Genomic DNA, 17700 nt, shown 5'->3' with positions numbered 1-17700 from the left:
CTCAACGCTCGACGTCGGCCACGCCGAACGTCCGCATCTTCCAGCCCTGGCGCACCGCGAGCATCCGCATCGCGAAGCCGGCGGCCAGCGCAATCACCGTCGCCGCATCGGCATCGATGCCCAGGTGCTGCATCCCGACATACAGCGCGCCCGTGCAGAACGCGACGCTCGCATACAGCTCCTCCCGCAGGATCAGCGGCATCTCGTTGCACAGCAGGTCGCGCAGCATCCCGCCGCACACGCCGGTGATCGCGCCGGCCAGCACGACGATGATCGGCGCGTGGCCGGTCGCCGCGCCGATGTCGCAGCCGATGATCGTGAACGCCGCGAGGCCGACCGCATCGACGGTGACGAACTGCGTCTTCATCCGCGCGAGGTGCCGCGCCGCCCACGACGCGAACGTCGCCGCGGCGAGCGTGATGACGAGATATTCGGGATGCGCGATCCAGCCGAGCGGATAGTGGCCGAGCAGCACGTCGCGCACCGTGCCGCCGCCGAGCGCGGTGGCCGCGCCGACGAACGCGAGCCCGAAGCGGTCCATCCCGCGCCGCATCCCCATCAGCGCGCCCGACATCGCCTCGGCGACGATCGCAATCAGGTACAGCGTATGCATGTCGCGCCGCCTCAGTCGTCGGTCCGGAACAGGTCGAGCACGCGCTCGCGCTCGGCGGCGTCGACCGCCGCGGGCGTCGCGTCGAGATCCGCCGCAGGTGCGTCCGCGGCCGCGGCGGACGCGCTCGCCGCACGCACGGCCCCGCATGCGAAATCGCTGCGCACGAACGGCGGCACGTCGGACGTGCAGGCGCCGCGCGTGTATTCCGCATAGACGAAATCGCCGTCGACGAGCGCGACGTCGGACGGCGGCGCGCGATCCACCGGCGCACGGCCGTCGACCGCCGTCTTCATATAGTCGAGCCACACCGGCAACGCGAGCGTCGCGCCGGTTGCGCGCCCCATGCTGCGCGGCGTGTCGTAGCCGAGCCACGCCACCGCGGCGACGCCGGACGAGTAGCCGGCGAACCATACGTCCTTCGAGCCGTTCGAGGTGCCCGTCTTGCCGGCCGCATCGTCGCGACGCAATGCGAGCGCGCCGCGCGCGGTGCCCGCGCGCACGACATCGCGCAGCATGCTGTCCATCACGAACGCGTTGCGCGCGGAGACGACACGCGCGCCGGCGGCAGCCGGTGCGTCGTACAGCACGCCGCCGTGCCGCTGCTTCACCGACGCGATCAGGCGCGGCTCCATCCGCATCCCGCCGTTCGCGAACACCGCGTACGCGCTCGCCAGCGCGAGCGGCGTGACGGCGCCTGCGCCGAGCGCAAGCGGCAGCGATGCCGGGTTGCGCGGCCCGTCGAACCCGAAGCGCAGCGCATGCTGCTGCACGTACCGCGCGTCGGCCGCCTGCATCAGGCTCACCGCGACGAGGTTCTTCGATCGCACGAGGCCGCGCCGCACCGCGATGAAGCCCTCGTAGCGGTTGCCGAAATTGCGCGGCCGCCACGGCATCGCGCCGGTTTCCTCGCGCGTCAGCGTGCGCTGCGTGTCGTCGACGAGCACGCCCGGGAAATAGCCCTTCTCCAGCGCGGCCGAATAGACGAACGGCTTGAAGCTCGAACCGGGCTGACGGTAGGCCTGCAGCGCATGATCGAACACGTTGCGGTTGAAATCCGCGCCGCCGACGAGCGCGAGCATGTCGCCGGTTGCCGCATCGACCGACACGAGCGCGCCTTCGAGCGGGTTCTTCGCATCGGCCTTCGCGGGCGGCCGCCGCAGCGCGCGCGCGAGCGCCGCCTCGGCCGCGCGCTGGTCGCGCATCGAGATCGTGGTCGTCACGTCGAGGCCGAGCGTGTATGCGTCGTCGTGAAAACGTTCGACCATCATGCGCCGCGCGCGCTCGGCGACGTACGGCGCGGCGAGGATGCCGGGCGGCCGCGTCGCCGCCAGCGCGATCGGCGCATCGACGGCTGCGCGGTACGTCGCGTCGTCGAGCTGGCCGAGCGCATGCATGCGGCCGAGCACGTAGTTGCGCCGTGCGGTCGCGCGCGGCGGATTGACGACCGGGTTGAACGCCGACGGCGCCTTCGGCAGGCCGGCGAGCACCGCCGCTTCTCCCGCGCTCAACGCGTCGAGCGGCTTGCCGAAATACACCGACGCGGCCGCCGCGAAACCGTACGCGCGCTCGCCGAGGTAGATCTCGTTCATGTACAGCTCGAGCAGCTTGTCCTTGCTGTATTCGCGTTCGAGCTTGACCGCCATCAGGATCTCGGCGAGCTTGCGGCTCAGCACCTTGTCGCGGGTCAGGTAGAAGTTGCGCGCGACCTGCATCGAGATCGTGCTGCCGCCCTGGCCCGGCTGCCCGGTGACGAGGTTCGCGAACGTCGCACGCGCGAGCCCGCCGACGTCGACGGCGCCGTGCCGGTAGAACTGCGCATCCTCGGCCGCGAGCAGCGCATGCCGCATCAGCGGCGGAATGCGTTCGAGCGGCACGAACTCGCGGCGCTCGACGCCGTATTCGGCGAGCAGGTCGCCGTCGCGGGAAAAGATCCGCAACGGCAGCGCGGGGCGATAGACGGCCAGATGCTCGACGGACGGCAACTGCGTCCAGATGCGGTGGATCGTCCACGCGCCGATGCCGGCGCACGCGAGCGCCAGGCCGAGCAGCGCGCCCGCGAGCGTGCGCCAGTAGCGGCGGCGGCGCGGCGGCGCGGATTCCGGTGGCGTGGGAGCGGTGTGGTCGGTCATGTCGGGTTCCTTCTTCGATGCCGCGGCGGCATGGCGCGCGACACGCCGCCATCCGTCGCTGAAGGCGCGCATTGTCGAAGGGTTGCCCCGAAACCGGAACAATCTTTAGCCAAAGTTGGGCTGGCTGAATTTTATTTAGGAAAGGGGCGGCAGCCGGTGGCAGGTGGTCAACCGCCGGCGGCGGCCCGCGAGCGTGATGGCGTCCATGCCGGTCGCGCCGCTCGACAGGCCATACCCGAGCAGCCCGTAGGCCGACAGGTGGTACGACAGCCCGAGCTTCAGGCCCAGGTCGGCTTCGTCCCCGGACAGCCGCAACAGGTTCGACGCGACCGCCCGCTCCTGCGCGGCCGGCACCGTGACGCCGGGGCGCTCGCAGACGGTCGACGCGATCGACGCGTTCAATCGCGATGTCGCGCGCCGGATCTAGGCCAGTTGCCTGTGAAAGAACGTCGTCCCGCAGTACGTGCCGTCGGGCATCAACGCATAGTTGGGCACGTCCCCGACGCGCTGCCAGCCGGCCCGCTCGTACAGCCGCGCGGCATCGCTGCCGGTCACGGTGTCGAGCACCAGCACCGACTTGCCGGCCGTGCGCGCGGCGTCGTCCGCCGCGGCCAACAGGCGCGCGCCCACGCCCTGCCTGCGCGCCGTTCGGCAGACCAGCATCTTCGCGACGTCGGCGCGATGCGGCTGGTTCTCGGGCTGCGCGGTGATCAGCTGCACGGTGCCGACGACGCGGCCGCCGGCATCTTCGGCAACGAGCAGGATCCGCTCGTCGCGCATCACGCTTTCGGCGACCTGCGTCCAGAACCGCACGGCGGTGTGCCGCGCGATCGGCAGCATGAAGCTGACGGATGCGCCGCCTTCGACGCAGTCGATCAGGATGTCCGACAAGGCTTCGATGTAAGCCATTACGCTGTCGGGGCCCGCGCGCCGGACGGTGATCGATTCGCTCATTTCTTGCTCCGTGGCGCATCGGCGGACAGGTTGCACAGTGCGACGAGATAACGCGCCGGCCGGCGCGACGGGTTTTGATAGCTGATCGGCTGGTCCAGCTTCATCGCGAGGCAGTCGCCCGTGTCGAGCTGCCATTGCCGATCGCCGACGGTCACTTCCATCGTGCCTTCGACGACCCAGACCTGCTGGTGGATGTCGGCATCACGAATGCCCGTTTCGTACGCGACCTGCTTCCCCGGCGGAAACTCGACCTCGACCAGTTGAATCGGCGACCGCGCAGGCGGCGACAGGTTGCGCCGCACGTAGCCCGACCCGGGATCGGTCCAGCGCGCCTGCTCGCGCGCAGACGCGTGCGGCGACAGCTCGGCGGACGCGGCGGCCTCCGTCGGTTCGAACAGCGACGCGACGGACACGCCAAGCGCGGTGGACAGCTTGTCGAGGACAACGGCGGTCGGGCTGCTTTGCCCGCGCTCGATCAGCGAGATGTTCGAGCGGCTGACTGCGCTGCGCTCCGCGAGGGTGTCGAGCGACCAGCCCCTGGCGTCGCGAAGCTCGCGGACGCGTTGGGCGATTCGGGTGTGGATGTCCATGTAATCCAGCTTAATGGATGGAATTTCCAGTAAACTAGATCAGGCGATTTTCCCTGTCAATGCACGAAGCACCCAGAAAAAAACCGCCGGCTTGCACCGGCGGGTTTTTCATTCCGCGAATGCGCGATGCGTTCAGCGCGGCGCGTTCAGCGTCAGGTTCATGTGACGGTTCACGTCCTTGTACAGCAGGTAGCGGAAGCGGCCGGGGCCGCCCGAGTAACACGCCTGCGGGCAGAACGCGCGCAGCCACATGAAGTCGCCGGCCTCGACCTCGACCCAGTCCTGGTTCAGGCGATACACGGCCTTGCCTTCGAGCACATAAAGCCCGTGCTCCATCACGTGCGTTTCCGCGAACGGGATCACGCCGCCCGGCTGGAACGTCACGATGTTCACGTGCATGTCGTGGCGCATGTCGCTCATGTCGACGAAGCGCGTCGTCACCCACGCGCCGTCGGTGCCCGGCATCGGGATCGGCTCGACGTCCTGCTCGTTGGTCACGAACGCTTCCGGCAGCGGAATGCCGTCGACGGCCTGGTAGCGCTTGCGGATCCAGTGGAAACGCGCGGCGGCGTCGCTGACGTTGTGCAGCGTCCACGCGGCGCCCGGCGGAATGAACGCGTAGCCGCCCGGCTTCAGCACGTGCTTCGTGCCCTGCAGCGTCAGCGCGACTTCGCCTTCGACGACGAACAGCACGCCTTCGGCTTCCTTGTCCTGCTCGGGCTTGTCGCTGCCGCCGCCCGGGCCGACTTCGACGATGTACTGCGAGAACGTCTCGGCGAATCCCGACAGCGGACGCGCGAGCACCCACAGGCGCGTGTTGGTCCAGAACGGCAGCCAGCTCGTCACGATGTCGCGCAGCACGCCCTTCGGAATGACCGCGTACGCCTCGGTGAACATCGCGCGATCGGTCAGCAGGTCCGTCTGCGGCGGGTGGCCGCCATGCGGCGCGTAATACGTTGTCTTAGACATAAGGCATCCAGGCAATGGGTTGGTCCGGTCCCCGGCGGCGACGGTGTCCTGCGATGCATCTGCGAGCGGGGCGCGCAGGCGGCAGGACGCCGTTGCCGGGGAAACGTGAAAGCGGGTCGGCTTCCGGTCGGTCGGCCAGGTTCGCGATGGCCCGCCCGGTTCGGCGAGTGGTCGCGGCTGCGCTCGGCGGCCCGTGCCGTCCTGCCGCGACGCAGCGGCGTCGATCGGCCTGGCGTGGCAACGGGCGTGGTCTGATTCCGTGCGCGGGCAGCGTTGACGATAGCGAAGTCGTTCGCGATTCACCAATTAAATGTCGCGATGGGTTCCATTCGATTTCGCACTACTGTGGCGCGGGTGTCGGCGGGTGTCGGCGGGTGTCGGCGCGTGTCGGCGGGTGTCGGCGCGTGTCGGCGGGTGTCGGCGCGTGTCGGCGGGTGTCGGCGCGTGTCGGCGGGTGTCGGCGCGTGTCGGCGGGTGTCGGCGCGTGTCGGCGGGTGCCGGCGGGTGCCGGCGCATGTCGGCGCATGCGCGCAGCGTCGATGCGCAGCAGACGGCAATGCACGGTTTGAAAACGTAGAGAAGGATTCAGTGTGCTGCGCACATCGCATTATCGATGGCGGATTCGGTGCGCACGCGCATGGCGCGACGTGGCGTGGGGAGAATCTGCGGAGGGGGTGCTGCGCGATGCCTGGCGCGTGAAACGCGGCGGGCATCGCATGGGCGTGGCGGTGGTTCGCGCCCGGTGTGCGTGTCGCACGCCGGACGGGTCAGCCCGCTACGCCGGCATCACGATCAGTCGTCGTGATGGTGACGGCGATGCTTGTGGCGACGATAGCCGCGATCGTAGTCGCGGTCATACGAGTTGCGCTGGAGGTTGCCGCCGAGCGCCGCGCCGGCGCCGCCGCCGACTGCCGCGCCGAGCAGGCCGCCGGTGCGGCCGCCCATCGCGTTGCCCGCCGCGGTGCCTGCACCGCCGCCGAGCGCGCCGCCGATGATCGCGCCCGTGCGCTCGTGACGGTTCGCCGTCACCGCGCCGCCGGCGCCGCCGCCGATCGCGCCGCCGATCACCGAGCCGGTGCGGCCGCCGACCGCGCCGCCGACCGCCGCGCCGGCAACCCCGCCGAGCGCGCCGCCAAGGGCGTTGTTCAAATCGTTAGCTGCTGCCGGCAGCGCAGTCGCGCCAGCAAGAGCGGCGACGACGAGGGTGGAGGCGATCTTCTTCCACATGCCCGTATTGTTCCTTGTTCGCAATCTGATTATCGAGGGTTCGCTCTGTACGTCGATCTGATCCCGCCGGCATCGCTGCGCACATTGTGCAGGGGGCCGGACGAATGCATTTCAAAGAGCTTGCGGCGAAGAATAGCATCGCTCCCCGACGCTTGCCGCGAAGATTCTGGTAACAAGTTGTGTGAGCTGCGGAAAGAGTTACCGAATGCGTTACAACCGGCGCTCAAACCCGCCGTGGCGCGGGTTTGCGGCTGTTACAGATGCGCTCCGGCCCCGTGAAATCACCCCGCGCGGCGTCGCGCGGATGCAACCGGCGGTCGGTCGTACCGCCTCCCGGAAAACGGCAAAGGGTCAGTAGACGCCGGGAATCAGGCGCCAGGTGCGCGCGCAGTACGCGTCGTACTCGGCCCCGAAATGCGCGCGCAGCAGCGCTTCCTCGGCGCGGATGCGCGCGACGAGCGGCGGAATCGTCAGCACGGTCAGCAGCACGCCGGCGCCGGCGCGAAACGCCAGCGCCCAGCCGAGCGAATTGACGAGCAGGCCGAGATAGCTCGGGTTGCGGATCACGCGGTAGAGGCCGTCCGTCACGAGCGCATGGCCGGGCTGGATCGCGACCAGCCCGCTGAAACGGCGGCCCAGCACGAACACGGGCCAGATACGCAACGCGCCGCCGGCGATGAACAGCGCCACGCCGGCCCAGCGCAGCGTTTCGCCGTCGAGGGTCCACACGTCCATGCGGTCCGTCCACGCGGGCACGTATGCAGCGAGGAAGCCGAGCGCGCCGAACGCGGCGAGCACCCAGCGATTGCCGCGATCCTCCTGCTCGCCGGGGCTCAGGTTGGCGCTGCTGAACAAGGCGACGACGGTCATCACGAGTGTCGCGATCGCGACCACCGTCAGCGCGGGATGGGCGAAGAATGCGGCGAACCCGCCGATGCCGAGCACCGCGAGCCCGAGATAGGCGAGCGTGGCCGCGACCGACAAGGCCGCGACGCCTGGCGTGAGCGACATGGGTGCCTCGCTTGGACGAGCCCTTTCCGCTGAAGTATAGGAGGACGGCGGCGCGGCGCCTCGTGCAAGGTCAGCGAATGCGGAACGAGCCGCCGATGCCGACGCTGACCGGCGGCGCGTAATAGGCCGGCGCGTAGCCGTAGTAAGCCGGTGCCGGCGCATAGCCGTAAGGCGGTGCGACGACGCAGCCGCACAGGCCGCTGATCAATGCGAAGGTGACGAGTAGTCTGGTCATGAACGGTTTCCCGGCGTGCAGGACGATGGACGCGTGCCCGATTCGAGCGGGTCGATCCACCTCCCTGTCGCTCGATCAAGCAATGAATCGAGTCTAGCGCCCGCGCTTCGACGGCGCGTTTCGCGCGCCGTTACACGTGTTACCCGACATGACCGCCGCAACCTCCTGCTGCGGCAGGCGCGCGATTACACGAAGCGTTCGCGAATGCGCTTTGCGATCGATTCGAGGGCCGCCGCGTCGGCGACGTCGCGCGCGTGCATGCGCAGCGCGACGTCCTCCCAGCGCGGGATCACGTGGAAGTGCACGTGCGCGACCGTCTGGCCGGCCGCGCGGCCGTTGAACTGGCCGATGAACATGCCGTCCGGCTGCAGCGCGTCGCGCACCGCGGCGGCCACGCGCTGCGTCATGCGGATGGACGCGGCGGCCGCGTCGCCGGACAGGCCGAAGAGGTCCACCGCGGGCTCCTTCGGGATCACGAGCACGTGGCCGTCGGCCTGCGGCATCAGGTCCATGATCGCGATCGTCGCGTCGTCTTCCGCGACCTTGACGCACGGCAGGTCGCCGCGAAGGATCCTGGCGAACGGGTTGTTGTTGTCGTAGGGCATGGCAATTTCCGGTTGGCGTGAATTCGGTTGGTCGATCGATGCCGGACGATTATCGGCCGACCGCGGGACGGATTTCAACTCGTCAGGCGCCGCCCCCGTGGCGAACAACAGTGCGTGACAGTTCGCATGCAGTGCGCGAAAACACCCGGAATAATCGCCTGCCGCAAACCGTTTACTCCCAGCGTCGGTTCACGCCGCAACGCCGCGAGCCGGCGCCGGACACCCGTCGACTGCGCTGGCTTGCAGCCCGGATGCTTTCACGTGATCGCCAACCGGAGTCTTGCCATGAACCCTCTCCCCGCCTGCGGCTCCCCCGACCCGCCCGTGAGCCGGCCGGCCGTGACCCGAAGCACGTGCGCGATGGCGCGCATGTTGCGCCGCGCGGCCTGCGGCGCCGGCCTGGTCGCGCTGTCGTCTGCCTTCTCGTGGGCCGGCGGCGAGACGATCCTGCCGCCTACCGCGGTGATCTCGTCGACGGTGCCCGCGAACGGCGACGTCAATCCGTACGGCATCGCGTTCGTGCCGCCCGGCGTGCCCGCATGGAGCACGCTGAAACCGGGCGACGTCGTCGTGTCGAACTTCAACGCGTCGTCCGGCCTGCAGGGCACCGGCACGACCATCGTGAAGCTGACGCCCGGCGACACGCCGACAACCTTCTTCGGAGGCGCGAACGTCGGGCTCACCACCGCGCTCGCGGTGCTGCGCAGCGGCTTCGTGCTGGTCGGCAACGTGCCCGCGCCGGACGGCAAGAACGTCGTCCCGCCGGGCTCGCTGCTCGTGATCAATCCGCAAGGCCATCTCGTCACGCAACTCGTGAACGCCACGCTGCTCGACGGGCCGTGGGACATGACCGTGATCGATCGCAGCCCGCGCGTGACCGCGTTCGTGTCGAACGTGCTGAACGGCACGGTCGCCCGCATCGACCTGATGATCGACCACAATGGCGTCACGATGCTGCCGAGCTCGCGCATCATCGCGTCGGGCTACACGCACCATACCGATCCCGCCGCGCTCGTCGTCGGCCCGACCGGGCTCGCGTATGACGCGAACCGCGACGTCCTTTATGTCGCGGCCACCGGCGACAACGCGATCTTCGCGATCCAGGGCGCCGCATCGGCGAAGGGCAATGCCGGCGTCGGACGGCTGATCTATTTCGACCGGGTTCATCTGCACGGCCCGCTCGCACTCGCGCTCGCGCCGAACGGCCATCTCGTGACCGCCAACGGCGACGCGGTGAACGCCGATCCGCAGCAGCCGAGCGAGATCGTCGAATTCACGGTGGAAGGGCGCTTCATCGCGCAAATGCAGGTCGATATCGTCGAAGGCGCGGCCTTCGGCCTCGCGTTCGGGCGCAACAGCACTGGCCAGATTCAGTTCGCGGCCGTCAACGACAACACGAATACCGCCACCGTCTGGACGCTGCGCCTGGACAACAACGAAAACAACAACAATCAATGACGTCGTGAACGAGCGCGTCGCGAGTCCCGCATCGCCGCGCGCGCCGCGCGAACGTCAGCGCTGCGCTTCGATGCGACGTGCAGTGCTTGCGGGCCGGCTGCGGCATCTGCCGCACGCCGGCCTTCTTGTTGCCGCGCTCGCCATGCGGGCGCGATTGCCACCCGGCGCCCGAACCTGCGACACTGCCGGTTCGTGACTCGCCGGCCCACCACCGAGGACGCTCGCGCATGACCCTCCCCTTCAAGCCGCTGATTCGACGCGGCGCCGTGCTCGCGCTGCTGGCCGTGCTCGGCTATGCAGGCTACATGCTGTGCCGGCTCGCGCCGATCGCCACCGGCTATGCGGCGAAGGCGCTGTGTTCGGGCGTGTTCGTCTCCGGGCGCCCGGCCGCGTCGGTGATCGACGTCGACATCATGGCCGGCGTGCATCCGCTGCTCAAGCTGGTGCGCCCGTCGATCGACCCCGGCCGTCATCTCGCGCGCGCCACCTTCGCCGGTTTCGCCGAACGCGAGGCCGTCTTCCGGCCCGGGCTCGGCTGCACGCTGGCGCTCGGGCCGTCGACCCACGCACTGCCCGCCGCGGTGGCCGACCCGGACCCGCCCGCGCCTGCCGCTCCGCCGCCCGTGCTGCCCGCCGGCGTGGACGCGCGCAAGCTGCAGGACGCGCTCGCGCACGCATTCGACGAACCCGATCCCGTTCACCCGCGGCGCACCCGTGCGATCGTCGTGCTCCATCGCGGCACGGTGATCGCCGAGCGCTATGCGCCCGGCTTCTCGGCGGACATGCCGTTGCCCGGCTGGTCGATGACCAAGACCGTCACCGCCGCGCTGGTCGGCATGCTCGTCGCGCAGCACCGGCTGTCGCCGGACACATCGGCGCTGCTGCCCGAATGGCGCGGCGACGGCGATCCGCGTGCGCGCATCACGCTCGACGAACTGCTGCGGATGACGAGCGGCCTGCAATTCAACGAGGACTACGACGACCCGCTGTCGGACGTCGCCGTGATGCTGTTCACGCAGCCGGACACCGCGCGCTTTGCGGCCGCCAAGCCGCTCGCGTCGCCGCCGAGCGCGCGCTGGCAGTATTCGAGCGGCACGAGCGCGATTCTCGCGCGCGTGATGCGCGACGCGATGGGCGGCACGGACGCCGACTATCTGGCGTTTCCGCGCCGCGCGCTGTTCGCGCCGCTCGGCATGCGCCATGCGGTGTTCGAGCCGGATGCGTCGGGCACGCTCGCGAGCGCGTCGTTCATGTACGCGAGCGCGCGCGACTGGGCACAGTTCGGCCAGTTGCTGCTGCAGGACGGAATGTGGGATGGCAAGCGCCTGCTGCCGGCAGGCTGGGTGCGCTACATGACGCGCGCGACGCCGCAGGCGCCGCGCCGGGAGTACGGCGCGCAGCTGTGGGTGGCCGTGCCGGAGCCGTTCAACGACAGCGATCCGCACGCGCGGGCGCTGCCGGCCGACGCATTCCATGCGGTCGGCCACGAAGGCCAGTTCGTCAGCGTGGTGCCGAGCCGGCAGCTCGTCGTCGTGCGGCTCGGGTTGTCGCGGCCGGAATCCGCGTGGAATCACGAAGCGTTCCTGACGCGCGTGCTCGACGCGGTTCCGGCGCGCAGCGAGTAGGCACGGTCAGATCAGGGCCACTTGCTGCCGCCGTAGGCCTCGAAGCCCGGACGCGCGGCGAGACGCTCGATATAGCGCGACAGCGCCGGGAATGACGGATGCGCGAACGGCGTGCCGAACCAGCGGTTCACCGACAGCCCGATCGGAATGTCCGCGAGCGTGAAATGCTCGCCCGCGACGAATGCGCCGGTCGCCTCGAGCTGCGCGTTCAGCACCTGCGTATGCTTCGTCCAGTTCGCGATCGACTGCGCGATGGCGTCGGGATTCTGGTGATCGGGCGACTTTCGCACGAGGCCGAGAAACGCGGGAACCCATGAACGGTTGAGATCCGACGCCTGCCAGTCGATCCATTGATCGACCCGCGCACGCGCCTGCGGCTCGGCCGGGTACAGCCCCTCGCTGCCGTAGCGGTTCGCGAGATAGCGAATGATCGCGTTCGACTCCCAGAGCACGAAATCGCCGTCCTTGATCACCGGCACGAGGCCGTTCGGATTCAGCGCGAGGTAGGCCGGATCGTCGGTCGAACGGAAGCCGGCGCCCCAGTCTTCGCGTTCGAACGGGAGGTTCAGTTCGGTGCACGCCCACAGCACCTTGCGTACGTTGATGGACGGAATCTTGCCGAGAATTTGCAGCATGCTGGCTCCTTGCGAGGTCGGGTAGCGCGAATCCGGAATCGTCTGATTATCCCGGATTCCGCGGGCTGCATGATCGTCGCGCGGTGATCCGCGGCACGTCGTCCCCGGTGAATCCGGCTCATCGATTTTCGAGGCGCCGCATTTGCGCGCGCGCCGCTCACATCGGCTTCAGCACCATCAGGAAATAGACGAGCAGCATCGCGAGAAACGCCGGGTAGCCGAGCAGCTCCCAGGTCTTCGCGTAGCGCCAGTAGCGATCCGGCAGGTCGGCAGCGCCGTTCGCATGCGCGACCTTCGCCATCGCGGCCAGCTCGATCTGCAGCCACACGACCGGCAGCCAGCACGCGCCCGCGAGCAGGTACAGGCCGAGCGACGCGACGAGCCACGGCGTATGCCACGGCCAGCCGGCCGCGTGCGCGAGCCACAGCCCGGACGCGGGCTGGAAGATCACGGCCGGCGTCGTGAACCACCAGTCGGCGCGCACCACGAGCCGCGACACGGCGGCGATCGCCGGCACCGAGCGCGTGCGGTTCGCGAAGAACAGGTAGAACGCGGTGCCGAGGCCCGTGCCGACCATCAGCACCGACGACAGGATGTGCAGCGCCTTGACGACGAGATAGGTATTCATGAACGGTTCTCTTCACTGAACAGGATCAGCAGGATCGCGAGTATCGGCAGGTTCTTGACGATCGGCCCGAACGGCTCGAACAACTGGTCGGGCATCGCGACGGCGATGATCGTCGAATAGGCGGCGACCAGCGCGATCTGCGCGGCCCACAACCGCCGGCCCGGTGCGGCGACGGTCGCGACGCCGAACGCGAAATCGAGCGCGCATGCCGCGTAGAGCGCGACCAGCGCCGGCACGCCGGTCAGGTGAACCCGCGCGAGCAGCGCGAGGCTGCCGGACAGCGGGTAGACGAATGCGCTCGCCACCGCCGTCCAGAGCCAGACGATCGCGAGCGCCCACGTCAGCAGCGGGCGCCGCCACGCGGCGAGCGCTTCGCGGCGCAGCGCCATGGCCTCCGTGCCGATGAACGCGCGCAGGCCGCGCGGCGGCCGGCCGAGCGCAGCGGTCGACGCGGCGACGTCGCCGGTATTGCCGGCTTGCAGCATCGACCACGTGTCGCGCGTCAGCATCGCGCCCGGCATCCAGCCGGACAGCGCCGCCGCCGCCGCGACCAGCACGCCCGGCGCACGGACGCGCAGCGCGGGCGGAAACCCCATCGCGTGCCGGTACGCCGCCAGCATCTCGCGGTAGTCGACTTCGTCCGCGCCAACCAGATCGACGATCCGCCCGCACGTGGCGGACCGGTCGATCAGCCGCGCGACGAGCTCGGCCAGGTCGTCGACATGCACGGGCCGCAGCCGTTGCCGGCCGCCGGCGGGCAGCACATGCACCGGCAGGCTCGCGAGCGCACGGAACAGGCGCGCAGACGTGCCCGACGTGCCGTACACGAGCGCCGGCCGCACGATCCGGCCATCGACCGGCAGCGTCTGCAGATAGGCATCGGCAGCGAGCTTGCTCGCGAAGTACGCGGTGTCGGCGCGCTCGACGCCCAGCGCCGAAATCTGCACGACCTGCCGCACGCCGGCGCGGCAGCACGCGTCGAACAACGCGCATGGCGCCGCGCGATGCACGGCGTCGAACGTCGCGCCGCGCCGCTCGCGGAGGATGCCGACCGCGTTGATCACCGCATCGATGCCGTCGAGCCGCGCGTGCCAGTGTTCGGGCCGCACGTCGTGCGCGTAGTCGATTGCGATCTCGCCGGGCCCCGTCGCGCGCCGTACGCCGCGCACGACGCGATGGCCGCCGGCCTCGAGCCGCGCGCAAAGCGCACGGCCGATGAAGCCGTTCGCGCCGCAGACCAGGATGTTCATGACGTGGCCTCCGGTGTGCGCGACGGACGGCATGCGATAGGCGCCGTGAACCGGAACATCCGACACGCGATTGCATTCATTTTCATCCTCTATTTACAGTTATTTCTGTATAAACAGAAATTCATGCCCCTAAAAAAGCGGGCTGCACGCCCGCTTCGACTGATCCTCGATTTACTTCGGCGACTTGCGCCTGACGGTCTGGCTGATCTTCGCGCCGATGCCGAGCGCCTTCATCAGCGTGTCCGGCTTCAGCCGCAGCATCTCGTCCGACCACGTCGTGAGCGTCTCGACGAACTGCAGCGTGTCGCGGATGCGCTGCTCGGTCTCGCGGCTCTCGTCGGCGATCTCCGGGCTCGCCAGGCAATCGCGCAGCACGTCGAGCGTCGGCTCGATCTCGCGCTGGCGGCGCCCTTCGACAATCAGCTTGAACAGCTCCCAGATATCCGTCGACGTCTCGAAGTGATCGCGCCGGTCGCCCATCACGTGCACCACCTTCGCGAGCCGCCACGCCTGCAGTTCCTTCAGGCTCGTGCTGACGTTCGAACGCGCGACGTTGAGCGTCTCCGCGATCTCGTCGGCGGCGACCGGCCGCCCGAGCAGGTAGAGCAGCGCGTGAATCTGCGCGACGGTGCGGTTGACCCCCCAGCGGGAGCCCATTTCGCCCCAGTGGAGGATGAATCGTTCGGCAATCGGTGTGAGTTCCATGGCCGGAAATTTAGGCGTTTCAGTTATTTCTGTCAAGACAGAAATAAAATCCGGCCGGCTGACAGCGAGCGGGCCGCCGCATCCATTACAATGCGCGGAAATTTTTTCTATTTCCTGGCCGTTTCCGCCTTTCTCACAAGAGGTTTTCATGATCATCAAACCGCGCGTGCGTGGCTTCATCTGCGTGACGACTCATCCCGTCGGCTGCGAGGCCAATGTCAAGGAACAGATCGACTACGTGACTTCGCACGGCCCGATCGCCAATGGTCCGAAGAAAGTGCTCGTGATCGGCGCGTCGACCGGCTACGGCCTCGCCGCCCGGATCACGGCCGCGTTCGGCTCGGGCGCGGACACGCTCGGCGTGTTCTTCGAGCGTGCCGGCAGCGAGACGAAGCCGGGCACCGCCGGCTGGTACAACAGCGCCGCGTTCGAGAAGTTCGCGGCCGCCAAGGGCCTGTATGCGCGCAGCATCAACGGCGACGCATTCTCCGACGCCGTCAAGCAGGTCACGATCGACACCATCAAGCAAGATCTCGGCAAGGTCGACCTCGTCGTCTACAGCCTCGCCGCGCCGCGCCGCACGCACCCGCGCACCGGCGAAGTGATCAGCTCGACGCTGAAGCCGATCGGCAAGTCGGTCAGCTTCCGCGGCCTCGACACCGACAAGGAAGTGATCCGCGAAACCGTGCTCGAGCCGGCGACGCAGGAAGAGATCGACGGCACCGTCGCGGTGATGGGCGGCGAGGACTGGCAGATGTGGATCGACGCGCTGCACGCAGCCGGCGTGCTGGCTGACGGCGCGAAGACCACCGCGTTCACGTATCTCGGCGAGCAGATCACGCACGACATCTACTGGAACGGCTCGATCGGCGCCGCGAAAAAGGATCTCGACAAGAAGGTGCTCGCGATCCGCGACACGCTCGCCCCGGCCGGCGGCGATGCACGCGTGTCGGTGCTGAAGGCGGTCGTCACGCAGGCGAGCTCGGCGATCCCGATGATGCCGCTGTACCTGTCGCTGCTGTTCAAGGTCATGAAGGAAAAGGGCACGCACGAAGGCTGCATCGAGCAGGTCTACGGCCTGCTCAAGGACAGCCTGTACGGCGCCGCGCCGCACGTCGACGACGAAGGCCGCCTGCGCGCGGACTACAAGGAGCTCGACCCGGACGTGCAGGCGAAAGTCGTCGCGCTGTGGGACCAGGTCACCAACGAGAATCTGTACGAGCTGACCGACTTCGCCGGCTACAAGACCGAGTTCCTGCGCCTGTTCGGCTTCGCGATCGCCGGCGTCGACTACGACGCGGACGTGAATCCGGACGTGCCGATGCCCGGCATCATCGACACGACGGCCTGAGCGACGCCAGCCGCTCGGGGCCCGTCGCGCGCACGCTCGCGCGACGGGCCCCGGGCCGCACTCGCCACTGCGCGGCCGGCCCCGGCTGCGCATCAGAGCGGCGCCGCTTCCTGCACGCATTTCGTCGTGCGCGTGCAGAACGTGCACGTATCAAGGAAATGCACGCCCATGAAGTGGCGATGGACGGATACAAAATGAGCGCGATCGAGACGAAGGCCAATGAAATCGGGCCGCCGCAAAAAGCGCCATGCAGCTCGCATCCCGCTTCCCTTTCGCCCGCACCACGCTTGATTGGATTGGACCGGCACCAGGCCATCGCGCCCTGGGCCGCCTATCCACCCCGCCACGCTTCCACCGCGCTGCGCGTACCTGGATCGAAACGCTCCGAGCAGGGGTCAATCACGATGCACCGACTACGACCGGCGTAGGTCGCAAAGCGCACTCAGCGGCAAGTTCCTGTTGACCGCATGGCGGAGCCGGGTGAAATCACACCTCTCGTCGAGCAACTGGAAAGTGCGTACGGCACGCATGAGCGAGATGAACTTGCCCCGACTTCACGGGCAGCAAGAAGCTTAGCAATTCTACATTCCGCCGCTCGACGGATTTTCCCGATGATGCGCCGCATGCGCGCCCGGTTCCGACGGCGCCTCGACGACCGGCGCCCGTGCTGCATCACGCCTACGCTCCCGCATGCAGCTTGCGGCATCGCATCACGCCAAGCGTCGAACATTTCGCAACTCAAAAAAAAGGGCAGCGAATCGCTGCCCTCAAGATACCTCTATCTGTTTATTTTAATTCCAGGTTCAACGCCCTCGAATCAGAACTTGAAAAACGAGCTGTTGAACTTCGAAGCGCCGAACCACGAGCGCCCAATGCCCACGCCAACGCCGTTCTTGCTCGAGCTCGTGGGAGGAACGGGCCGACCGTCGATCGTCACGTTGGCGCCCTGGCCGATCCCGATGGAAACGCCGACACCGTTATTCCCCGACGTACCAGCGTTGCCGCTGATGCCGCCGGCGATCACCAGGCCGGCACCCGAAATCCGCTTTGCTTCAAAAACAGTCAATTCACGCATGTTATGCAATCCTCTAAATAATGATACGTGCGAACCTCGTCGACTCCGGTATCGTCCGTACGTCGACTGCCGCACCATTGCAATGTAATGAGCCGCCGAAGCAAGCGTCAATTTGACTTGTCTGAATCTGACTGCGCAGTGTGCAACCTTGCCCCGGGGGACGGAACTGGGTTGGCGGTCTGGTCTACGCTCGATCGCGATGGTCGAGGCCATTTGGGAAATCGGTAATACCAAGGCGACCGAGCGGCGTTACTACGCGTCAAGCCGGCCTTCCGACGCGACACGACTGGCACGGGCCGTGCGGGCTCACGGGTATCGAGAACAGCGCGCTGAACATGGCCTTCGGTAAAGGTCCATACCACGTTCGCGTGAATCGTGCCGCGAGGAACTGTGCGATCCCGCGTCGCATCCGCATGAACCTGCTCGAGCTTGCGATAGTTCATGCGGCTGCCCTGCCATAAGCCACCGGCTGCCTTGACTTTCATACATATCAGAAACACCAGGCAGCCCGTTTCAGACCAATCCCATTTAAATGCTTTCCCCAGTTTCCGATAATTGACCGCGTCGGGTTAATCAGCATGTCTCGTGAACGTTCATGGCGTGACGTTCAATTTAAAGCACCGGCGCGATGCGTTCGCCC

The 17700-nt window shown here is 68.0% G+C and carries 18 protein-coding genes; 3 read left to right on the top strand and 15 right to left on the bottom strand.

What is annotated here, in order from left to right:
* Window position 1 precedes the first annotated feature (1 nt).
* From ABFO07_RS30265 to ABFO07_RS30220, 10 genes are all read right to left on the bottom strand, one after another.
* Window positions 2–613 carry a trimeric intracellular cation channel family protein gene (locus tag ABFO07_RS30265; RefSeq protein WP_060361988.1) on the bottom strand — a complete coding sequence of 204 codons (612 nt, stop codon included), beginning with the start codon at window positions 611–613 and terminating at the stop codon, window positions 2–4.
* Window positions 614–624: 11 nt separating this feature from the next.
* Window positions 625–2742, bottom strand: a complete 2118-nt coding sequence (locus tag ABFO07_RS30260) for a penicillin-binding protein 1A (protein ID WP_347469294.1) — start codon at window positions 2740–2742, stop codon at window positions 625–627.
* Between the two features lie 135 nt (window positions 2743–2877).
* On the bottom strand, window positions 2878–3144 hold the full coding sequence (locus ABFO07_RS30255; protein WP_060148875.1) for an AraC family transcriptional regulator ligand-binding domain-containing protein: 267 nt from the start codon (window positions 3142–3144) through the stop codon (window positions 2878–2880).
* 21 nt (window positions 3145–3165) lie between these two features.
* Entirely contained in the window at window positions 3166–3696 is a 531-nt protein-coding gene (locus ABFO07_RS30250) for a GNAT family N-acetyltransferase (protein ID WP_347469293.1), read from the bottom strand.
* The gene (locus ABFO07_RS30245) at window positions 3693–4286 is read right to left on the bottom strand and encodes a helix-turn-helix domain-containing protein (protein ID WP_347469292.1); all 594 of its coding nucleotides are present in this window, start codon (window positions 4284–4286) and stop codon (window positions 3693–3695) included. Before ABFO07_RS30245 ends, ABFO07_RS30250 begins: the two co-directional genes overlap by 4 nt.
* A 132-nt stretch (window positions 4287–4418) precedes the next feature.
* Window positions 4419–5255: a bifunctional allantoicase/(S)-ureidoglycine aminohydrolase gene (locus ABFO07_RS30240; RefSeq protein ID WP_347469291.1), complete on the bottom strand. Its 837-nt coding sequence runs from the start codon at window positions 5253–5255 to the stop codon at window positions 4419–4421.
* A gap of 792 nt (window positions 5256–6047) precedes the next feature.
* Entirely contained in the window at window positions 6048–6482 is a 435-nt protein-coding gene (locus ABFO07_RS30235; protein ID WP_059565803.1) for a hypothetical protein, read from the bottom strand.
* 351 nt (window positions 6483–6833) lie between these two features.
* Window positions 6834–7493 carry a methyltransferase family protein gene (locus tag ABFO07_RS30230; protein ID WP_059565804.1) on the bottom strand — a complete coding sequence of 220 codons (660 nt, stop codon included), beginning with the start codon at window positions 7491–7493 and terminating at the stop codon, window positions 6834–6836.
* 70 nt (window positions 7494–7563) lie between these two features.
* Window positions 7564–7728: a hypothetical protein gene (locus ABFO07_RS30225; RefSeq protein WP_170304049.1), complete on the bottom strand. Its 165-nt coding sequence runs from the start codon at window positions 7726–7728 to the stop codon at window positions 7564–7566.
* Window positions 7729–7913: 185 nt separating this feature from the next.
* Complete coding sequence (locus ABFO07_RS30220) at window positions 7914–8333, bottom strand: HIT family protein (protein WP_059958023.1); 420 nt, start codon at window positions 8331–8333, stop codon at window positions 7914–7916.
* Between the two features lie 285 nt (window positions 8334–8618).
* Here ABFO07_RS30220 and ABFO07_RS30215 point away from each other — a divergent pair, with 285 nt between their 5' ends.
* Entirely contained in the window at window positions 8619–9791 is a 1173-nt protein-coding gene (locus ABFO07_RS30215; protein ID WP_347469290.1) for a hypothetical protein, read from the top strand.
* A gap of 227 nt (window positions 9792–10018) precedes the next feature.
* On the top strand, window positions 10019–11416 hold the full coding sequence (locus ABFO07_RS30210) for a serine hydrolase domain-containing protein (RefSeq protein ID WP_347469289.1): 1398 nt from the start codon (window positions 10019–10021) through the stop codon (window positions 11414–11416).
* Window positions 11417–11427: 11 nt separating this feature from the next.
* On the opposite strand, the gene ABFO07_RS30205 is transcribed toward ABFO07_RS30210, so the two are convergent.
* The 4 genes from ABFO07_RS30205 to ABFO07_RS30190 form a co-directional block, all read right to left on the bottom strand.
* Window positions 11428–12051, bottom strand: coding sequence for a glutathione S-transferase family protein (locus ABFO07_RS30205; RefSeq protein ID WP_059879489.1), 624 nt, complete (start codon window positions 12049–12051; stop codon window positions 11428–11430).
* Window positions 12052–12208: 157 nt separating this feature from the next.
* Entirely contained in the window at window positions 12209–12679 is a 471-nt protein-coding gene (locus tag ABFO07_RS30200; protein ID WP_059565808.1) for a DUF2269 family protein, read from the bottom strand.
* A complete protein-coding gene (locus ABFO07_RS30195; RefSeq protein WP_347469288.1) occupies window positions 12676–13929 on the bottom strand; it encodes an SDR family oxidoreductase in 1254 nt (417 codons plus the stop codon). Before ABFO07_RS30195 ends, ABFO07_RS30200 begins: the two co-directional genes overlap by 4 nt.
* Before the next feature lie 171 nt (window positions 13930–14100).
* Entirely contained in the window at window positions 14101–14634 is a 534-nt protein-coding gene (locus tag ABFO07_RS30190; protein WP_059565809.1) for a GbsR/MarR family transcriptional regulator, read from the bottom strand.
* A gap of 148 nt (window positions 14635–14782) precedes the next feature.
* Between ABFO07_RS30190 and fabV the strand changes: the two genes are divergently transcribed.
* The gene (gene fabV / locus ABFO07_RS30185) at window positions 14783–15985 is read left to right on the top strand and encodes an enoyl-ACP reductase FabV (protein ID WP_060026775.1); all 1203 of its coding nucleotides are present in this window, start codon (window positions 14783–14785) and stop codon (window positions 15983–15985) included.
* 817 nt (window positions 15986–16802) lie between these two features.
* Here the strand turns inward: fabV and ABFO07_RS30180 are convergent.
* Window positions 16803–17060: a hypothetical protein gene (locus ABFO07_RS30180; RefSeq protein WP_124491377.1), complete on the bottom strand. Its 258-nt coding sequence runs from the start codon at window positions 17058–17060 to the stop codon at window positions 16803–16805.
* Window positions 17061–17700: the final 640 nt, after the last annotated feature.

Origin of the sequence: Burkholderia stagnalis (assembly GCF_039848545.1) — a bacterium.
In the GTDB taxonomy this organism is placed as follows: Bacteria; Pseudomonadota; Gammaproteobacteria; order Burkholderiales; family Burkholderiaceae; genus Burkholderia; species Burkholderia stagnalis.
The sequence above is the reverse complement of the archived record's forward strand: the minus strand, read 5'-3'. Positions and strand labels throughout refer to the sequence as shown.

Excerpts from the sequence above, each read along its gene's own strand:
- ABFO07_RS30190 (WP_059565809.1), bottom strand. The coding sequence starts at position 14,634 with ATGGAACTCACACCGATTGCCGAACGATTCATCCTCCACTGGGGCGAA.
- ABFO07_RS30245 (WP_347469292.1), bottom strand. The coding sequence starts at position 4,286 with ATGGACATCCACACCCGAATCGCCCAACGCGTCCGCGAGCTTCGCGAC.
- ABFO07_RS30205 (WP_059879489.1), bottom strand. The coding sequence starts at position 12,051 with ATGCTGCAAATTCTCGGCAAGATTCCGTCCATCAACGTACGCAAGGTG.
- ABFO07_RS30225 (WP_170304049.1), bottom strand. The coding sequence starts at position 7,728 with ATGACCAGACTACTCGTCACCTTCGCATTGATCAGCGGCCTGTGCGGC.
- ABFO07_RS30240 (WP_347469291.1), bottom strand. The coding sequence starts at position 5,255 with ATGTCTAAGACAACGTATTACGCGCCGCATGGCGGCCACCCGCCGCAG.
- ABFO07_RS30250 (WP_347469293.1), bottom strand. The coding sequence starts at position 3,696 with ATGAGCGAATCGATCACCGTCCGGCGCGCGGGCCCCGACAGCGTAATG.
- ABFO07_RS30265 (WP_060361988.1), bottom strand. The coding sequence starts at position 613 with ATGCATACGCTGTACCTGATTGCGATCGTCGCCGAGGCGATGTCGGGC.
- ABFO07_RS30195 (WP_347469288.1), bottom strand. The coding sequence starts at position 13,929 with ATGAACATCCTGGTCTGCGGCGCGAACGGCTTCATCGGCCGTGCGCTT.
- ABFO07_RS30260 (WP_347469294.1), bottom strand. The coding sequence starts at position 2,742 with ATGACCGACCACACCGCTCCCACGCCACCGGAATCCGCGCCGCCGCGC.
- ABFO07_RS30215 (WP_347469290.1), top strand. The coding sequence starts at position 8,619 with ATGAACCCTCTCCCCGCCTGCGGCTCCCCCGACCCGCCCGTGAGCCGG.
- ABFO07_RS30180 (WP_124491377.1), bottom strand. The coding sequence starts at position 17,060 with ATGCGTGAATTGACTGTTTTTGAAGCAAAGCGGATTTCGGGTGCCGGC.
- ABFO07_RS30220 (WP_059958023.1), bottom strand. The coding sequence starts at position 8,333 with ATGCCCTACGACAACAACAACCCGTTCGCCAGGATCCTTCGCGGCGAC.
- fabV (WP_060026775.1), top strand. The coding sequence starts at position 14,783 with ATGATCATCAAACCGCGCGTGCGTGGCTTCATCTGCGTGACGACTCAT.
- ABFO07_RS30200 (WP_059565808.1), bottom strand. The coding sequence starts at position 12,679 with ATGAATACCTATCTCGTCGTCAAGGCGCTGCACATCCTGTCGTCGGTG.
- ABFO07_RS30235 (WP_059565803.1), bottom strand. The coding sequence starts at position 6,482 with ATGTGGAAGAAGATCGCCTCCACCCTCGTCGTCGCCGCTCTTGCTGGC.
- ABFO07_RS30210 (WP_347469289.1), top strand. The coding sequence starts at position 10,019 with ATGACCCTCCCCTTCAAGCCGCTGATTCGACGCGGCGCCGTGCTCGCG.
- ABFO07_RS30230 (WP_059565804.1), bottom strand. The coding sequence starts at position 7,493 with ATGTCGCTCACGCCAGGCGTCGCGGCCTTGTCGGTCGCGGCCACGCTC.